At 49.7% G+C, this 17,107-nt stretch carries 14 protein-coding genes; 9 read left to right on the top strand and 5 right to left on the bottom strand.

Features of this window, described 5'->3' with window-relative positions; translation table 11 throughout:
* Positions 1-69 precede the first annotated feature (69 nt).
* The 3 genes from J7439_RS16340 to J7439_RS16330 form a co-directional block, all read right to left on the bottom strand.
* Complete coding sequence (locus tag J7439_RS16340) at positions 70-345, bottom strand: DUF406 family protein (protein WP_209203044.1); 276 nt, start codon at positions 343-345, stop codon at positions 70-72.
* A gap of 101 nt (positions 346-446) precedes the next feature.
* Positions 447-914 (bottom strand): YjiG family protein, encoded by a 468-nt coding sequence (locus tag J7439_RS16335; RefSeq protein WP_209203043.1) that lies wholly within the window; start codon positions 912-914, stop codon positions 447-449.
* Positions 915-916: 2 nt separating this feature from the next.
* Entirely contained in the window at positions 917-1,615 is a 699-nt protein-coding gene (locus J7439_RS16330) for a nucleoside recognition domain-containing protein (protein ID WP_209203042.1), read from the bottom strand.
* 418 nt (positions 1,616-2,033) lie between these two features.
* Between J7439_RS16330 and ppc the strand changes: the two genes are divergently transcribed.
* Positions 2,034-4,739, top strand: a complete 2,706-nt coding sequence (gene ppc, locus J7439_RS16325) for a phosphoenolpyruvate carboxylase (protein WP_209203041.1) — start codon at positions 2,034-2,036, stop codon at positions 4,737-4,739.
* Positions 4,740-4,774: 35 nt separating this feature from the next.
* On the opposite strand, the gene J7439_RS16320 is transcribed toward ppc, so the two are convergent.
* On the bottom strand, positions 4,775-7,900 hold the full coding sequence (locus J7439_RS16320; protein WP_209203040.1) for a hypothetical protein: 3,126 nt from the start codon (positions 7,898-7,900) through the stop codon (positions 4,775-4,777).
* Here J7439_RS16320 and J7439_RS16315 point away from each other — a divergent pair.
* The 6 genes from J7439_RS16315 (at position 7,899) to J7439_RS16290 (ending at position 12,462) form a co-directional block, all read left to right on the top strand.
* Positions 7,899-8,153, top strand: a complete 255-nt coding sequence (locus J7439_RS16315) for a hypothetical protein (protein WP_209203039.1) — start codon at positions 7,899-7,901, stop codon at positions 8,151-8,153. The two genes, J7439_RS16320 and J7439_RS16315, sit on opposite strands and share 2 nt — an antisense overlap.
* A 330-nt stretch (positions 8,154-8,483) precedes the next feature.
* A complete protein-coding gene (locus J7439_RS16310; RefSeq protein WP_163373103.1) occupies positions 8,484-8,717 on the top strand; it encodes a tautomerase family protein in 234 nt (77 codons plus the stop codon).
* Between the two features lie 108 nt (positions 8,718-8,825).
* On the top strand, positions 8,826-9,947 hold the full coding sequence (locus J7439_RS16305; protein WP_209203038.1) for a beta-ketoacyl-ACP synthase III: 1,122 nt from the start codon (positions 8,826-8,828) through the stop codon (positions 9,945-9,947).
* 184 nt (positions 9,948-10,131) lie between these two features.
* Positions 10,132-10,782 carry an adenylate kinase gene (adk, locus tag J7439_RS16300; RefSeq protein WP_209203037.1) on the top strand — a complete coding sequence of 217 codons (651 nt, stop codon included), beginning with the start codon at positions 10,132-10,134 and terminating at the stop codon, positions 10,780-10,782.
* 186 nt (positions 10,783-10,968) lie between these two features.
* Complete coding sequence (gene tsaB, locus J7439_RS16295) at positions 10,969-11,640, top strand: tRNA (adenosine(37)-N6)-threonylcarbamoyltransferase complex dimerization subunit type 1 TsaB (protein ID WP_209203036.1); 672 nt, start codon at positions 10,969-10,971, stop codon at positions 11,638-11,640.
* An 18-nt stretch (positions 11,641-11,658) separates the two neighbouring features.
* Positions 11,659-12,462 (top strand): undecaprenyl-diphosphate phosphatase, encoded by an 804-nt coding sequence (locus J7439_RS16290; RefSeq protein WP_209203035.1) that lies wholly within the window; start codon positions 11,659-11,661, stop codon positions 12,460-12,462.
* 60 nt (positions 12,463-12,522) lie between these two features.
* Here the strand turns inward: J7439_RS16290 and J7439_RS16285 are convergent, their stop codons facing one another.
* A complete protein-coding gene (locus J7439_RS16285) occupies positions 12,523-12,942 on the bottom strand; it encodes a hemerythrin domain-containing protein (protein ID WP_209203034.1) in 420 nt (139 codons plus the stop codon).
* A 277-nt stretch (positions 12,943-13,219) separates the two neighbouring features.
* Between J7439_RS16285 and J7439_RS16280 the strand changes: the two genes are divergently transcribed.
* Positions 13,220-14,701, top strand: coding sequence for an alanine/glycine:cation symporter family protein (locus tag J7439_RS16280; RefSeq protein ID WP_209203033.1), 1,482 nt, complete (start codon positions 13,220-13,222; stop codon positions 14,699-14,701).
* Positions 14,702-15,283: 582 nt separating this feature from the next.
* On the top strand, positions 15,284-16,756 hold the full coding sequence (locus J7439_RS16275) for an alanine/glycine:cation symporter family protein (protein WP_209203032.1): 1,473 nt from the start codon (positions 15,284-15,286) through the stop codon (positions 16,754-16,756).
* The last annotated feature ends 351 nt before the right edge of the window (positions 16,757-17,107 follow it).

The following is a 17,107-nucleotide window of genomic DNA, read 5'->3' as shown; positions in this document are numbered from 1 at the left end:
AACAGTTTATACTATTCGCCCGGTTACTATCTTTTTGGCTGGAGAATCAAGCGTTCTTCATCTGGAAAATCAAGCGTTCTTCATCTGGAAAATCAGTTTTTCAGCGGTGCAGTCAAACTCAAACATGGCACGAATCACGGTCTGACCATGTTCATCAATGGTTTCAGCAGAGATTTTGCAGTTACCGGAACCGATTTTTGCTGCCTCTTCTTTCAGGGCATCAAATTGTGATTCAGCATTGACGCCAGAAAGATCGATAGTCAACACAGTATCGTCTTCTTTAATAATGGTGCCAACTTCTACGCAGTTACAGGCAAGGCTTTCAAACGGATCTTTTTCATTCATGGCAACTACCTTCATAAATATAAAGTCATCCAGACAAAAAAAGCCGGGGGAATCCCCAGCTTTTTTATTGTTGAACCCGGATCATAGCGTTGAATAAAGATTCACACCAGCAGATTCATGACAAACATGGCCATCAGGGAGTTCAGGATACAGATGCCAAACAGGATAGGGTAACGGCGACTCTCCGTCCCGATAACACCAAGAATACGTCCAGCGTATTGAATGGTGGACCCCATCAGGTAAATAGCAGGTGCCAGAATGGCAATGTCGCGGGCGTGCAGAGCGCCTTCATTCAACAGGCCTACGGCAACACCAACTGCACCACCCATGGACATAACCGCTGCCATCAGCACGGCAGCCCCTTCACCAGGTACTCCAAACAGCGCCATGACCGGGCCAAACACGGTGGCCAGAACATTCAGAAAACCGGTCAGAGACAGAATCTTGATGATCACGAAGGCCATCATGATATTTGGGATAATGCTCCCGATTCCGATGCCCCAACCCTTACGGGCGCCTTCAACAAAGACGTCAGTGATCATCTTTTTACTTTCAGGTGCAGCACTCATGATCAGTTAGCCTCCGCAGTGTTGGCAGTGATTGCTTTTTCGCCGGATTTCTTGTCAATGGTCTTGAGGTAGAAACGCATAATGTTGGCACCGACGATTTTAAAGATAAACATCACCGCCAGGGCCAGACCAATAGAACCGGGAACGGCAGCGCCCGTGGTGTCAGAAAGGGTGAACAGAATGGCACCGGAACCGAAGAAGTTGACGATCAGTGCACCTCCGGAGAACTGGAATGCGGTAAAGACATCTTTTTCTGTGGCAGTCAGTTCGCCTTCATCCGCCAGGGATTTGGTCAGGCCTGCACCAACGTCGGTGGACTGCAGACTGCCGATAATGGCCAGACCCGTTGAACCGGGAATACCCATCAGAGGACGAAGCAGAGGCGTCAGCATTTTACGGGCAGCTTTCAGCGCTCCATAGTGCTCAAGCACTGCAATCATACCCAGGGCGAACATGGCCGTTGGTACCAGACCAAGAGCAAACAAAAAACCATCGGCCGCACCGCTACCACCCACGCCACGGAAAGCGGCCATGCCACCCGTGGCGTCTTTCATCAGCCTGCCAAAGCTGCCGTTAAGGGTGGTGAAGTCAAAGACACCGTACCACTCATTAGACTTCAGGAGTCCGGAAAAGAACACCACAGCAAATGCCAGTGTTATATAGGCTCCAATGGAGACCTTTTCCTGGTCATCAGTTTTCATTGTTTCCCCCAGGGATATTTACAGGCGTTGTAGAAATCAGAGTTAAATTGCATTTTATGAGAGCTTATAAGTCTGCTGTGCAAGATAGAATCAGGGTTAGACGCAGTATTTCATACTTCGGCTTCGGTTCTTACGAAACGGTATTTCTATGTCAGTCGACTTGCGCTTCGCTGATTAAAACGACGGTGTTTTACTGTGTTGAATATTGAAGAATTTTAAAGGGAATAGCGTGTTTTACTGTGAGGATGTGGGTTTTTTCGTGAGTAGGTGATTTCCCTTTTTTCTTAGGTGTATCTGGTATAGGCTGCACCTTGTTGTACTCATTTAACAAGTAAATTGTCGTGGGCTAATACGAGTCAGGCTTACCAAGACTTACAGAGGCGAAGTGGGCCGGAATAACATCGAAAGGCAAAGAGCTATGTCAGAAAAGCCAACAGAGAACCCATCGTCGCTGCGTCAAAATGTCAATATGCTGGGTACCTTGCTGGGTGACGTCATCCGGGACCACAAGGGAGAGGACTTCTTCAATAAAATCGAGTCTATCCGTCAGTTGTCCAAAGCGGCCCGCAGTGATGCCGAGGGTGATGACGGTCTGAATGAACAGCAGGCCCTGTTAGACCTGCTGCACAGCCTGCCTGATGATGAGCTGGTACCTGTGGTACGGTCTTTCAGCCATTTCCTGAATCTCACCAATATTGCCGAGCAGTTCCACCTGGTATCCAGGGACTGTGAAGCCAGCCACTGTGTTCCTGATCACTTTAGTGAATTGCTCAAGGCGCTGAAGCAGAAAGGTCTCAGCGATCAGCAGATTGCAGAGAAAGCATCAGAGCTGGATGTTGAGGTGGTACTGACTGCGCACCCGACCGAAGTAACCCGTCGTACATTAATTCAGAAATATGAGCAGATATTCCAGTGCCTGAGTGACCTGGAAAACCAGTCGCTCAGTGATAACGAACAGCAGCGCATTGAACAGCGCATTCGCCAGCTGATTACTCAGGCCTGGCATACCTATGAGTTTCGCAGTAAACGACCAACACCGGTTGATGAGGCAAAAGGTGGCTTTGCCACCATTGAGCACTCCCTGTGGCATGCGGTGCCACAGTTTGTCCGTCAGATGGATGACCACCTGCAAGCGTTCACCGGTCACCGGTTGGCGATTGAGGCGGCACCCGTGCACTTTTCCTCCTGGATGGGGGGGGACCGGGATGGTAACCCGTTTGTAACATCTGAAGTGACACGTGAAGTATTGCTGCTCAGTCGCTGGATGGCGGCAGACCTGTTTTTAAGGGATCTGAAACCATTGATCAGTGAGCTTTCCATGAGCGATTGCAGTGATGAGCTGCGGGCGCTTGTGGGGGACTCCCGGGAACCTTACTGGTCTGTGTTAAAAGAGTTGCGGGAAAAACTGAAACATACCCGTCAGTGGTGTGAGCGAGGTCTGGCCAGACCCGGGGATGCACCGGTAACACCGACGGCGGGTGTCATTCTTGATAATGAAGATCTGATCAGGCCGTTAAGGTTGTGTTACGACTCTCTCCATGCCTGTGGCCTGGGGGTTATTGCCGATGGCCCTCTGCTGGATACCCTGAGAAGGGCATACTGCTTTGGTCTGACGCTGATTAAACTGGATATTCGTCAGGAGTCTGGCCGTCATACCCAGGTGTTCAGCGAGCTGACCAAGGCCCTGGGTCTGGGGGATTATGAGCACTGGGAAGAACTGGAAAGACAGAGCTTCCTGCTGAAAGAGCTGCAGAACCCAAGACCCCTGTTGCCGAATACCAAAGGGCCGCTGAAGTGGTCGCCATCACCGGATGTGCAGGAGGTTTTAAACACCTGTCGTGTCATAGCCGCCGAGGGCTCCAGGGCACTGAACTGCTATGTGATTTCCATGGCTAAACAGCCATCGGATGTACTGGCGGTGGCTCTGCTGCTGAAAGAATGCGGTGTGGATTTCGACATGCCCATCGCACCACTGTTTGAAACACTGGACGACCTCGACAACGCAGCGGAGTGTATTCGTCACCTGCTGTCATTACCCTGGTATCGCGGTTATTGCCACGGTGGCCAGATGGTTATGATTGGTTATTCTGATTCTGCCAAGGATGCGGGGTGGATGGCGGCTGGCTGGGCTCAGTACCGTGCCATGGAAGAGGTGACGGCGGTATGCGCTGAGGCCGATGTCCGGTTGACCTTGTTCCATGGCCGTGGTGGTACCATTGGCCGTGGTGGTGGCCCGGCCCATGCGGCGATTCTTTCCCAGCCTCCGGGTTCGGTCAATAACCGCCTGCGGGTGACTGAGCAGGGGGAAATGATTCGCTTTAAGTTTGGCTTCCCACAAGTAGCCGTCCAGAGTCTTATGCTATATGCCAGCGCCACACTGGAAGCAACCCTGTTGCCGCCGCCAGTGCCAAAGCAGGAATGGCGTGAAGTAATGGATCAGTTGTCAGCAGATTCCGTGAAGGTTTACCGGGGCATTGTTCGTGAAGAGCCAGACTTCGTACCTTACTTCCGGGCCGTAACGCCGGAAATGGAACTGGGTAAATTGCCGCTTGGCTCCCGCCCCGCCAAGAGGAAACCCAACGGCGGCGTGGAAAGTCTGCGGGCTATTCCCTGGATTTTTGCCTGGACACAGATTCGCCTGATGCTGCCAACCTGGCTGGGCTGTGGCGAAGCGCTGGAGAATGCGGTCAACAATGGCAACCGGGATGTGCTTGAAGCAATGATGACCGACTGGCCGTTCTTTAAGGCACGTCTGGAAATGCTGGAGATGGTCTTCACCAAGACCGATGCCCAGCTGGCCAGGTATTATGAAGATCAGCTGGTGCCCGATCATCTGCGCTACCTGGGCGAAAAGCTCAGGCGCATGCTGTCGTCTGCCATTGAAGTGCTGCTTGATCTTAAAGAAGGGGATGAGCTGATGTCGTCACACCCGCAGAACAAAGAAGCCATTGGTCTGCGTAACCCTTACACTGATCCTCTGAACTTCCTTCAGGCTGAGTTGCTGCAGCGGGTTCGCTCCCATGAAAAGATGGCAGGAGAGGATGCTGAAGTGGGTGAGGAGCTTGAACAGGCATTGATGATCACTATTGCCGGTATTGCCGCAGGTATGCGTAATACTGGCTAGTAAGTAGCCAGAAATATTCGATTTCATATGGTTAGCTACTTACATGGTTTCAATGTAACTGAAAACAGGGAAGTTATTTCAGGACAATTCCTTGGCAGGAAACCGTCAGTGCTTAACGGCAGCCTGTTTTGGGGGGGATTGCGGTAGCAGGCGTCATGGTTAAGCTCATCGCGCCGCCTCTTTCTTTGTTGTCGTTGACCGTTAGGCTGCATTCGATAAACGATCCTCCCTTCATGTTCATCAGACACCACCACAAGCCCTCGTTCATTCAGTATTCGGGCACCTGCACAGTCCGGTTGCCGGAATATTTGCTCAAGCTCAGACTGCGGCGGCGTGCCGATGGCTGGCAGGATACCCTTCTGCTGCAACCGCATCATTTCTGACTGTATACCATTGCGGGTGGCAGGTGATAGCCTGAACACTGTGTGGTTCTGTTCATTGTTCAGTTTATCCGCAGCAACGATAATTTTTTCTGTCAGGGTCATGTTTTCAGGTAATTCAATCTGTCGCAGTTCCTGTTCATTGTGCAGCTTTCGGTAAGCGCCGGCTAAGCCGGTTTGTGGGTCCCAGCAATCGGGGAGGGGCGGGTTGTCCGAGCGTTTTGGGTGATCGGTCAGGCAGGGTTTGATGCCAGCTTTCTCTGCCATCACCAACCGGACCAGATCATCCAGGTTTTCGCGCATGCACTGCTGCGGATCAGATGCCTGTTCAATCAGCAATCGCCGTTGATGGTTATCCACCGGCAACCGGTATTTCGTGGTGAACGGGTTGGCATCTTTGTGGTGCCAGCCCCCGGTAATGCAGGCCAGGTGCCTGAAGCTCAGCAGTGCTGCCTGGATCAGCAGGGTAAACTCTGGTTTATTGACGACGCGGAGTAACTCAATGGCTTCCGGGTTAAAGTAGCGGTTCTCTACGGATTCTACAGAACCCGGCGTCAGTCGGATCGCTGGAAAGTCTTCCCGGCAGGGGATGACTCTGACAATATCGACGATATCACCAAAGCGCAGCACCTGACGAAGCAGTAATTCCTCCGCCGGGCATTGCTGGTCACTGGTGAAGGGAGCCCTGACCGGCTGCATCTTGTTACTGTTTTTATTTTTCAGTGCACTGGTTACTAACCCGATCAGTTCATCCGGGTAGTGATGCAAACCCTGCATATCACGCTGGAACAGTTCAGCGGCACGACGCTCTTCTAACTCTTTATGTTCATCTTCGGCAACCGCATCGTGGTACAGCTCGGCAATGGGCAGTAATTCATGCAGCAGGGGCTGGTTTTTCAGTAGTTCCTTAAATGGAGCATGAATGTGAGGCAATACCTCCACAAGAAACTCGGTTGCCAGCTGTGTACGCAGGGCGTGATCCAGACCGTGAACTTTGCGGAAACCGGTTTTTATGCCTGCATCTCCTGCCAGTATCAATTTTACTTTGGTGGGATGGAGTTTCTGATAGTAATGCCGACCCGCTATCCGGGTGATTGCAGGATAGTAATCATCATCACGAAGTTCACCTGGCGCAAAGTTCGGTGGAGCCGTCAGACATTCATCCAGCCATTCGCACCGGCCAGCTTCTTTGTCAGGCAACCGGATAGCACAGAAATTATTTACCAGGTGTGATTTGTGACAAAACTTTAAGGCGCTGCCGATTCTACCATCTGGCAACGGGATAGTGGTCATGTAGTGAATATGGTCCATTAACTGTTCATCATTAAATCGTTTTGGTGACAGGCCACTTAGCAGATGGTCCTGAAGTTTTTGCTCATCGGCCTGGTCGTCCAGATAAAATTGGTCATATATATCTTCACCGATCAGTTCCCGACACTGATCTTCAACCCAGCTGTCGTCGGTAGTTATTGATTGACTGGCTAAAAGGGTTTTCAGATTGTCTATAAGCGTATCAAGGTTATTCAGTGTTTTCTCAGGGGGAGCCACTTGCCCCGGATTTATACTGGTGAAGTAATTTTTCGTATGAGTCATCTCGCTACAGAGAAGCTGCCACAGTAGCTCGTGGCGGATGATCCTGATTTCATCCCTGCTCAACCAATGCTTTTTACAGAAATACCGGGCTGCCATTAACAGCCAGAGAATATCCGTTGTTTGTTGGGGAGTGTTTTGAAAGTTGATCCTGGTGCCATGGGCAATTAGAAGGCAGGTGGCTAATGGGTTGTAGTAGACGCAGGTATTACCATTAAATAATATTGGGACAAATAATCTGTTTGCTAATGCCTTTCTGCAGAGCACCGATTGTTTGGCAAACACCGATTCCAGCTCCTGTATACGATCCCCGGGGAGTAAATTCATATTCAGGTAGAGATATTTATCCTGGTTTCTGAAATATGTTATTTCACCAAGGCGGACAGTAATTGTGTTAACGATATCTGTCAGGAACCGTACCGGTAAATTGACATTAAGTAGCCGGGCATGTTCTATGGCTGCCAGTATTTCAGGCAGGCTATATGAGTTCAATAGTCCCGGGGTTGTTAATATTTTGATCAGATCCGGGTTTTTATCTGTCTCTGCCACGGCTTTGACACTTTCCGGAATATTGATCAGTAACTGCAGAAAGCGATCACCACCGGACTGGGTCAGTACTTTGAAAAGAGTGCTATCCCAGCCCATGAAATGAGCATATTTAGAGAATGCCCTGGCGTTCGCTGAAATTGTCTCTATTTCATGGCGCTGCAGTTTTACCGGCAGGAATAGCGCACCCCGCTCTCTATCGAAGACCGACAGCTGCACAGGTTGACGAAATTCCTCAAGGACGCGGGCATTGTCTTCCAGTTCAAGCCGCAAAATGTTCTGCATCATCCTGGCGACCCGGTTAAATGTTGATTCTCTGGTAAAATCGAGAAGGTATCCGCAGTGCATCAGGCCAAAATTAAGGTGGCAAATAACCTCCGGGTAGGTTGTGTCGGCAATTTTTTTGCTGGACGACTGATGCAACAGATAACCCATCCTGCCAATGTGTCCGGAGGTGGTGTCCGGAAAGAACGTCTTGCTCTGGCAATATATTTCTTCTAATTTTGTATCAAGCGTTGCCAGGTCAGTGATTTTTTTTAACCGCTCGCTGTGTGTGTCTGAAGGCTGACAATTGCCGTAATTATCTGAAAAAGCATCTCTTTTATAGGCCCATATTAACTTGATAGCATCCACTGGTTGCAACATGGTGACTACCCATGGTGCAGCCCTGAATACCCGTCTTCCTAAATTTTCAGATAAAGGGTTTTTGCAATGGGGACTTAACAGCGTAACTGGTTTTGTTTCCCAGCCGTGCCATTTGCCCTTGCGTGCATCAACAACCCTTAGCATTAATCTGCCATGGTTAAACAAGCTGGCAGGGGCAGGGCGCACACCGGGTGTTGGATGGTCAACTGTTGCAGTTGAGATCATAGGATTTTCTAATTCTCTCACTAAATGATCAGCAATGGTTTGATTCGATAAACCTCAAAGAGTTCCCCTCCGACCCTTGATTTTGCTCGTCTGGATGCTTGTTCAGTGTTGTTACATGTGATTTAAAACCGGTCGAACTATACTGGGCAGGTCTCGTTTAATTTGAGCATTCTTTCTGTGCTTTTTTACGGACCCTGAAATCTTCTCTCTATTCCTTTTTTTGCCTATCCCACCGGTGCCTTATGCGTCAGCCGGGAATGGAGGACGACCACGCATTTATTACCTTTGGTGCTTTCAGTGCCTGTGGTGAAAATGGGCTAATCTGTGAAGGTCGATATTTATTGTGAGGTGAGTGCTTATGCCGTTTGTCTCTGTGAAAACGGTCAAGGGGCTGTTTAATGAAATCCAGAAGCAGGAAGTGATGGATGGAATCTCTAAGCTGCTGGTGGAGGTTGCAGCAGGTGGTGAAGATCGTTTTCAGCAGGCGGTCTGGGTGGTCATTGAAGAGGAGGAGCCCGGAAACTGGAGTCTTGGGGGGAATAGCCCGGAACTGGAGGCATCCAGACAAAAGCGGGGAACCGGTAAGCCCTGACGCCAGAAACGATAATTTCATAAGGTTGGTTACTTATTAGTTCCCTTGGTAATTACCCTGCTATAAGATGCGAAAAATAAAAGACAATAAGCATGTGATGGAGTGATTGTGCCGGAAGTCGTGATCAGTGGTACCGGGTTATATACCCCGCCGGGGGCCATCAGTAATGATGAGCTGGTCAATGCATTCAATGCCTGGGTCGACCAGCAGAATGAAAACAACAAAGAGGCCATAGCCGCCGGTGAATTGGAACCGCTGGCCAGAAGCAGTAGCGAGTTTATTGAAAAAGCCTCCGGAATTGTTAACCGCTACGTGGTTAACCGGGAAGGCGTTCTTGATCCGCAGAGAATGGTTCCTCGAATTCCCGAGCGTGGCAATGAGGACATCTCTGTCCAGTGCGAAATGGCACTCCATGCCGCCAGAGGGGCTCTTGCCCAGGCCCGGGTCGAGCCATCCGGCGTGGATATGATTATTGTCGCCTGTTCCAATATGCAGCGCCCTTACCCGGCCATTGCCGTTGAGATCCAGCAGTTTCTCGGTGGCGGTGGTTATGGTTATGACATGAACGTCGCCTGTTCTTCAGCTACCTTTGGTATCCAGGCTGGCGTCGACGCTATTCGCAGCGGGTCTGCAAAACGGGTATTGATGGTGAACCCGGAAATTTGTTCAGGTCATCTGAACTTCCGCGACCGGGACAGTCACTTTATTTTTGGTGATGCCTGTACTGCCGTATTGCTGGAGAGTGAGGACATTGCCAAACGGAAAGATGGCTACCGGGTACTCGGCTGTCACTTGTGGACTCAGTTCTCCAATAATATCCGTAACAACTTTGGCTTTCTGAATCGTGCGGATGAAACCGGCGTCGGCAAGCCCGACAAACTGTTTGTCCAGAATGGCCGGAAAGTCTTTAAAGAAGTTTGCCCCCAGGTGGTGAAGCATATTTCTGATCACCTTGAGTCTCTTGCACTCACCCCCGGAGATTTGAGCCGTCTGTGGCTGCATCAGGCAAACTTGAATATGAACCAACTGGTGGCGCGCAAGCTGCTGGGCCGTGAGCCAGAGCCCCGGGAAGCGCCGGTGATTCTCAATGAGTACGCTAATACCAGTTCAGCTGGTTCGATTATTGCCTTTCATAAACACTCGCTGGATCTGACATCGGGGGATAAAGGTATCATTTGCTCTTTTGGGGCAGGTTACTCCATCGGTAGTGTGGTGGTTGAAAAGCAGTAATTTTCATATTGGCTCCCGGGCCCCGGTGATAAGTCCAAACTTGTCACCGGGCTTCCGGCTGTATATGCTTGTCCGCTTTTTATTGAATACGTCAATAAATTTGTCACATATTCCAAGCCAGACGGTGTCTCTATAATACGATCTCTTGCAGCAGAGAACGGATGGCTGGCAACAGGAGCTTTTCATGCGCGTTATTCTGCTGGGTGCACCGGGCGCCGGTAAAGGGACTCAGGCTCAATTTATCATGGAAGAGTATGGTATTCCCCAGATCTCTACCGGGGATATGCTGCGGGCTGCGATCAAGAACGGCACTGAGCTGGGCAACAGGGTCAAGGCCGTCATGGATTCCGGGGCGCTGGTTTCTGACGACATCATCATTGCCCTGGTCAAAGAGCGTATTGCTGAGAGTGATTGCGCCAATGGTTTCCTGTTTGATGGCTTTCCACGCACCATTCCCCAGGCTGAAGCTCTGCGTGATGCGGGTGTTGCCATTGACCACGTTGTGGAAATCGCTGTTGATGATGAAGAAATCGTCAAGCGCATGAGTGGCCGTCGCGTGCACCCGGAAAGTGGTCGTACTTACCATGTGGTCTTTAATCCACCCAAAGAAGAGGGTAAGGATGATGTGACCGGTGAAGCCCTGGTGCAGCGTGCAGACGATGAAGAAGAAACGGTACGCAAGCGCCTGGGGGTCTACCATGATCAGACTGCGCCATTGGTTGAGTTTTATCAGCAGGCGGGTGGCGATACCCGTTACAGCCGCATTGAAGGTGTTGGCTCTGTTGATGAAATCAAACAGCAGGTGCTGGACGCGCTGAAGCCTGTTCTCGCCTGAGTGAGACAGTTGCCTGATGTTGTTGCCTGAGCAATGACTGTTGATCAAAACAAAAGTCGGGGGTGTGAGAAAGCGCCACCGGCTTTTTTGTAATTACTGACAATACGGTTGTAATGAACTGCCGGTCTTTTCAAAATAGTCGCCTGGCCATGTTGCTGACGCTCACCAAAACAGTAAAGATTCCCCATGAAACTGCTTGCTCTTGATACCGCAACGGAAGCCTGTTCTGTTGCCCTTAACCTTGATGGCGAAGTGATTGAACGCTTCGAGCTGACTCCCCGCCGACATAGCCGTGATCTGCTGCCAATGGTTGAAGATATTCTGGCTCAGGCCGGCCTAAGCCTTAAGCAGCTGGATGCCCTGGCCTTTGGCCGGGGGCCAGGGGCATTTACCGGCCTCAGGGTGGCTACCGCTATGGTTCAGGGGTTGGCGTTTGCGGTTGATCTTCCGGTGGTTCCGGTCTCGACGCTGGCTGCTCTGGCTCAGCAGGGGCTCAGGGAGCACAAGGCAGCAAAAGTGTTGAGTGCCATTGATGCCAGAATGGATGAGATCTATTGGGGTGCGTTTTCCGAATCTGATGGCTTAATGGTGCCGGTTGCTGCGGAAATAGTGACCCTGCCAGAACAGGTGGTGGTACCGGTTATGGATGGGTACTGGTTTGGGATGGGCACTGGCTGGTCGTTCAGACACCGACTGTCAGCCACCGTGGTTGATTGTCAGATTGAAGCCTGGCCCAGGGCCCATGATATAGCCCTGCTGGCAGCTGCCGACTTTAAACGGGGTAAAGGGCTGCCTGCGGAGCAGGCAATGCCGGTTTATCTTCGGGATAAGGTAGCTCTGAAAAAATCAGAACGTTAAGAACAAGGACGGACCGTGATGGACACTCTACAGACCATGATCCTGGCGCTGATCCAGGGCATTACCGAATTTCTTCCTATCTCCAGCTCAGGTCACCTGATTTTGCCCGCCCAGCTGCTTGGCTGGACGGACCAGGGGCTGGCATTTGATGTTGCTGTGCACATTGGTACGCTGGCTGCCGTCATTGCCTATTTCTGGAAAGACCTCTTTGCCATTGCCCGTGACTGGCTGGGCTCTCTGGTGGGGAAGGGCGCTACCGTTAACAGCCGTCTTGGCTGGTATCTGATTTTTGCCACATTGCCCGCCGTGGTATTTGGTCTGGCCCTGAAAAAAATGGGGCTGGATGAGGCGATGCGGACCGTTGCGGTGATTGCCGGAACCACCCTGATTTTTGGTGCCCTGCTGGGGTGGGCAGATCTGAAAGGCAAGCGTATTCAACCCCTGGAGCAGATGTCTTTCAGACAGGCAATGCTGATTGGCTTTGCCCAGGCGCTGGCGCTGATACCGGGCACATCCCGTTCTGGTATTACCATGACGGCAGCGTTAATGATGGGCTTTACCCGTGATGCAGCTGCCCGGTTTTCGTTCCTGCTGTCAATTCCCGTGATTCTGGGGGCGGGTAGCCTGTTGATGCTGGATCTGGCAGAAAGCACGGTGCCGGTGGACTGGCAGACACTGTCCCTTGGAACCCTGGTGTCGGCTGTCAGTGCCTGGCTCTGTGTGCATTTCTTCCTGGCATTTATCAACCGTATCGGGCTTATGCCATTTGTCATCTATCGGATGGTTCTGGGTGTGGTGCTGCTTGGGTTTGTATTCTTCTAGAAGGGAATAATGATCGGCTGAGAACCAGCCGATCACTGCCTTGATAGACAGGTTTGCAGATCAGGAATTTATGATTTGATCGTAAATCTGATCATAGATTTTGTAGAGTACAGTCTCTTCCTTGGCGATTCTTTTGCACAATGCCTTTATGATGTTGTCACAATCGGAGTGGAAGCTTTCGGATGTTTGGTCGGTGGATTCATAGAGGTTGAAGAAAGCCATAACATCCACTGAGATTTTGTCCATGTCCAGGGCATAGTCAGATAGCATCGACTTCAGGCTTTCATCTTTTGCGGCGGCCTCCCGTAATGGGGGGTAGAGATAGCGGTCTTCTTTATTTAAATGAGCCAGTAGCATTTTTTTTGCTGAAAGCACCAGCTCCCGGCCCGCTTCACTGGCAACACCTTCTGCCCTGGCTTTTACTAATAAGTCACTAATCTGTAAGTGTTCGTGCTTGAGCTCGCGGATCAACATTGACATAGTTGTTCACTCCCTGAACATAACGGTCTCTTATAGTTTAGGTTGTGATTCCCTGGCCTGTCTCAAACCCCTAATTATTAACCGTTTTCAGTGGCTGGTTCATCTTCTGGCTCTGCTTCGACCTCCAGGCGTTGCCGGGACAGCCTTCCTGGCCATTGATAAACAAAGGCATTTTTTATTTTTTGTCTTTTTGGACAGTTTTTACGCTGGAAAATCCCCCTTTGTGTCAAAAATCCTCTGCTATTCTAGTTTGGTGTGAAAAATCATTGGGGCTCAAATGAGTACGATCTTTTTAGAAATTACCACCTTCATTTGGGAATATTTACTGATCTATCTGCTGCTGAGTGCAGGTGTTTACTTCACTGTCAAAAGCCGCTTTGTTCAGTTTCGTTATTTTTTTCACGCATGGAAGCTGATGCTGGGGTCTCGAAAGACATCAGGTAATGAAATATCTTCTTTTCAGGCTCTTTGTACTAGCCTGGCTGCACACGTAGGTACTGGTAACCTGGCCGGGGTTGCCATTGCTATCTTTATCGGTGGCCCCGGTGCGGTATTCTGGATGTGGATCGTTGCCATGTTGGGGATGGCCTCCAGTTTTGTAGAGAACACGCTGGCGCAGCTCTATAAAACCAACAATAAAGATGGAACCTTTCGTGGTGGCCCTGCCTACTATATAGAGAAGGCACTTGGCCTGCGCTGGCTGGGTATTTTATTTTCAGTTCTATTGTTAACGACCTTCGGGTTTGTCTTCAATGCGGTTCATGCTAACTCGGTATCCCAGGCGGTTTCTGGTCATATGGCGATAAGTCCGGTATTGGTCGGCCTGGTCATTGCCGGTGTGACCGCTTTTATTATTTTCAGAGGGATCCACTCGATTGTTCATTTTGCAGAGTTAGTGGTTCCGGTAATGGCCCTGGCTTATCTGGTGATTGCTTTTGGTGTTGTAGCTTTTCATTTGAATGAAGTGCCTGCCGTTATCGCGTTGGTTTTTGACAGTGCATTTGGTCTGCATTCAGCCACAGGTGGTGCTATTGGTTATTCCGTGGCACAGGCCATGATGCAGGGAATCAAGCGAGGCCTGTTTTCCAATGAAGCTGGTATGGGCAGTGGTCCCAATGCGGCTGCGGCTGCGACACCCAAACCAAACCATCCGGCGGCTCAGGGCATTGTGTCGATGATCAGCGTGTTTATCGATACCATTGTGATCTGTACAGCGACCGCTGCCATTGTGCTGCTATCCGGCCAGCTGGAATCAGGCAGTACCCTCAATGGTATCCAGCTGACTCAGGCTGCGCTCGCTGGTATTGTCGGTGGCTGGGGGCAGTGGTTTATTTCCATTGCTGTCATCTTTTTTGGTTTTACATCGGTGATTGCCAATTATTACTACGGTGAGTCAAATCTTCTGTTTATTCGTAACAGTCCCCGTTTATTGCAGGTTTATCGATCTGTTGTCGTATTTTTGGTCTTTCTTGGTTCAATCGCATCCCTCGAGATGGTGTGGATGGTTGCCGACCTTGCCATGGGGCTGATGGCACTGATTAATCTTGTGATCATCCTGTTGCTCAGTGGCCCGGTTATGCAGGTATTGAGGGATTACGATTTACAGTCAGGATCCGGCCGTTCCCCTGAGTTTAGGCGCAGTCGTTTTCCTTTTCTGGATCGAACGATTGATAAGGATGTCTGGGTTAATAAACCTGAGTCTGAGGACTCTCTCGAACGCATTGGTAATGCCAATTTTCAGGAGACAAAGTCCTGTTAGCAAAAGTTGAAAAGTTGCACCGAAAAGCCGAGCCGGGTGGTGCAGTGTTTGGCTATTTTTTTGGTTTATCCCTTGATGTTGGTTGACCTTTATCAGGGATTGTTTATTTGAGGAATGTTGTTGACAAGGTAGTCTTTTACATTGCCTCGTGTTATCTGAAATTAAACAATGAAAGAGTATTGTCAATAGTGTCATTTAATTGATAATTGGTATGCTCATTATTTGTTTCCTGATGAAAAAGCCTGTTTTGATGTTTGCTATTTTGAAATGGTGGGGCTTCCTGGTTGTTTAAGGAATGTTTTATTTTACCGTAAGGGTATTCTAAATTTTTGTTCAGGCTTTCAATTGCATCAGATGTTACTTGTACGTGTTGGTGATCGTTTTATGCGTATTTCTGTGGTTTGTTATTTGGCCTGAATTGGACACAGGATGCGTTGTTTTTAAAGGGTTTCAGGCAGTTTTTAAAGGATTTCTATTGTTTGGTTGATAGGTGTTTATACTTATCATTCAAGGTTTATTCCCTAATGTTATAAATTTTAATTTGAAATAAAAATCGAGAATACACAATGCGCCGGGAATTTTATGAATAACTTAATAGACTCCATCAATGGTCTGCTATGGGGCAGCATTCTTATGTACCTGCTTATGGGGGCAGGTCTGCTTTTCACGGTAAAAACCCGCTTTGTTCAGATTCGCCGGTTTACTCTGGCAATGAAAACCATGCTGGGCAGCCGTGTGACTGATTGTTCTACTCATGTATCTCCGTTTCAGGCGTTTTGTACAAGCCTTGCTGCACGGATAGGTACTGGCAACATAGCGGGTGTCGCGGTTGCCATTACTATGGGTGGGCCTGGTGCTGTTTTCTGGATGTGGCTGATCGCGGTTCTGGGTATGTCCACCAGTCTTGCCGAGAATATTCTTGCCCAGCTTTATAAGACCAATAACGGTGATGGTACTTATCGAGGTGGCCCGGCTTATTACATTGAGAAAGCCCTTGGGCAGCGTTGGCTGGGTATTATCTTCTCCATCTCCCTGATTATTGCGTTTGGCTTTGCCTTTAACAGTGTGCAGTCTAACTCCATTGCTGCAGCATTCAGTGGCTACGAAATTCCAACGGAAGCTATTGGTATGGGGCTGGCAATGGTGAGTGCCCTGATCATCTTTGGTGGTATTCGCTCCATTGCCAAAGTGGCAGAGATGGTCGTACCGATCATGGCCTTTGGCTATCTGGGTGTGGCTCTGGTGGTGGTATTTATGAATATCCAAGAGCTGCCGGCGGTCTTCAGTCTGATTATCAAGAGCGCTTTTGGTCTTGATAGTGCTGTCGGTGGTGGAGCGGGTTACGCGGTATCCCAGGCGATGCAGCAGGGTATCAAGCGTGGTTTGTTCTCCAATGAAGCGGGTATGGGTAGTGCCCCTAACGCAGCAGCAACTGCACACTCGAATCATCCTGCCAACCAGGGCATGATGGGGATGCTGGGTGTATTTATGGATACAATCATTGTCTGTACTGCGACCGCTTCTATTATCCTGATGTCCGGCGTAATGGATGGTTCTGGCGTAACAGGTATCGAGTTGACGCAGCTGGCTCTGGAAAGCCAGGTGGGGCCGGTCGGTAAGCACATGGTAGCTGCGGCTATTCTGTTGTTTGCTTTCAGTTCGATCATTGCCAATTACTACTATGGTGAATCAAACCTGCGCTTTATCATGGACAAGAATTGGCTGGTAAATGTTTACCGTATTGCTGTATTGGGTATGGTGATCTGGGGGGCAAGCAGCAGCCTGCCAACCGTGTGGGCTTTTGCTGATGCCTCCATGGGGATCATGGCACTGATTAACCTGACGGCTATTCTGATGCTTTCTGGTACTGTTGTTCAGGTTCTGAAGGACTTTGATGATCAGGTGGCATCCGGTGTGACGCCGGTATTCAATCGTCGCAAGTTCCCATTCCTTGATAAAACCATGGATGCAGACGTATGGACCGAGCACAGCTCAGGTCCGGTTGAAAACTCTGAGAAGGCAAAAGTTAAACGCACTGCAGCACCAGACGTTTAATTCTGACTTGGCTGAAATCATTGAAGGCCACTTTTTAGTGGCCTTTATGGCGTTTACTACTTTAATGATGGACAGGTCCGGATTTGGCATTATCCGAGTGGCCGGAAAGAACATGCAGTGAATGTTCTTGAGCGTATTCACCAGGAAAAACCGGAGGAGGAGATTGACCTTATATTTAACCTGCGTATGTTGCCATTTTAACCGTAAAATGCTTGTGTCATGATAACTGGTTTATCCTTGCAGGAACTCTTCAAGCCAGTCATGGTGGTTGTTGACCCGTTCTGACCCGGTCGCAAATAAATCAAAATCCGGCGACAATAAATCAGAATCCGATTCCCAAATGTCAATGTC

The organism is Salinisphaera sp. G21_0, from assembly GCF_017744115.1.
GTDB lineage: Bacteria > Pseudomonadota > Gammaproteobacteria > Pseudomonadales > Endozoicomonadaceae > Endozoicomonas.
The sequence above is the reverse complement of the archived record's forward strand: the minus strand, read 5'-3'. Positions and strand labels throughout refer to the sequence as shown.

What these genes read in the sequence shown, in the direction of transcription:
- J7439_RS16340 (WP_209203044.1), bottom strand. Translation starts at nt 345, where the DNA reads ATGAATGAAAAAGATCCGTTTGAAAGCCTTGCCTGTAACTGCGTAGAA.
- J7439_RS16335 (WP_209203043.1), bottom strand. Translation starts at nt 914, where the DNA reads ATGAGTGCTGCACCTGAAAGTAAAAAGATGATCACTGACGTCTTTGTT.
- J7439_RS16330 (WP_209203042.1), bottom strand. Translation starts at nt 1,615, where the DNA reads ATGAAAACTGATGACCAGGAAAAGGTCTCCATTGGAGCCTATATAACA.
- ppc (WP_209203041.1), top strand. Translation starts at nt 2,034, where the DNA reads ATGTCAGAAAAGCCAACAGAGAACCCATCGTCGCTGCGTCAAAATGTC.
- J7439_RS16315 (WP_209203039.1), top strand. Translation starts at nt 7,899, where the DNA reads ATGGTGACTACCCATGGTGCAGCCCTGAATACCCGTCTTCCTAAATTT.
- J7439_RS16320 (WP_209203040.1), bottom strand. Translation starts at nt 7,900, where the DNA reads ATGTTGCAACCAGTGGATGCTATCAAGTTAATATGGGCCTATAAAAGA.
- J7439_RS16310 (WP_163373103.1), top strand. Translation starts at nt 8,484, where the DNA reads ATGCCGTTTGTCTCTGTGAAAACGGTCAAGGGGCTGTTTAATGAAATC.
- adk (WP_209203037.1), top strand. Translation starts at nt 10,132, where the DNA reads ATGCGCGTTATTCTGCTGGGTGCACCGGGCGCCGGTAAAGGGACTCAG.
- tsaB (WP_209203036.1), top strand. Translation starts at nt 10,969, where the DNA reads ATGAAACTGCTTGCTCTTGATACCGCAACGGAAGCCTGTTCTGTTGCC.
- J7439_RS16290 (WP_209203035.1), top strand. Translation starts at nt 11,659, where the DNA reads ATGGACACTCTACAGACCATGATCCTGGCGCTGATCCAGGGCATTACC.
- J7439_RS16285 (WP_209203034.1), bottom strand. Translation starts at nt 12,942, where the DNA reads ATGTCAATGTTGATCCGCGAGCTCAAGCACGAACACTTACAGATTAGT.
- J7439_RS16280 (WP_209203033.1), top strand. Translation starts at nt 13,220, where the DNA reads ATGAGTACGATCTTTTTAGAAATTACCACCTTCATTTGGGAATATTTA.
- J7439_RS16275 (WP_209203032.1), top strand. Translation starts at nt 15,284, where the DNA reads ATGAATAACTTAATAGACTCCATCAATGGTCTGCTATGGGGCAGCATT.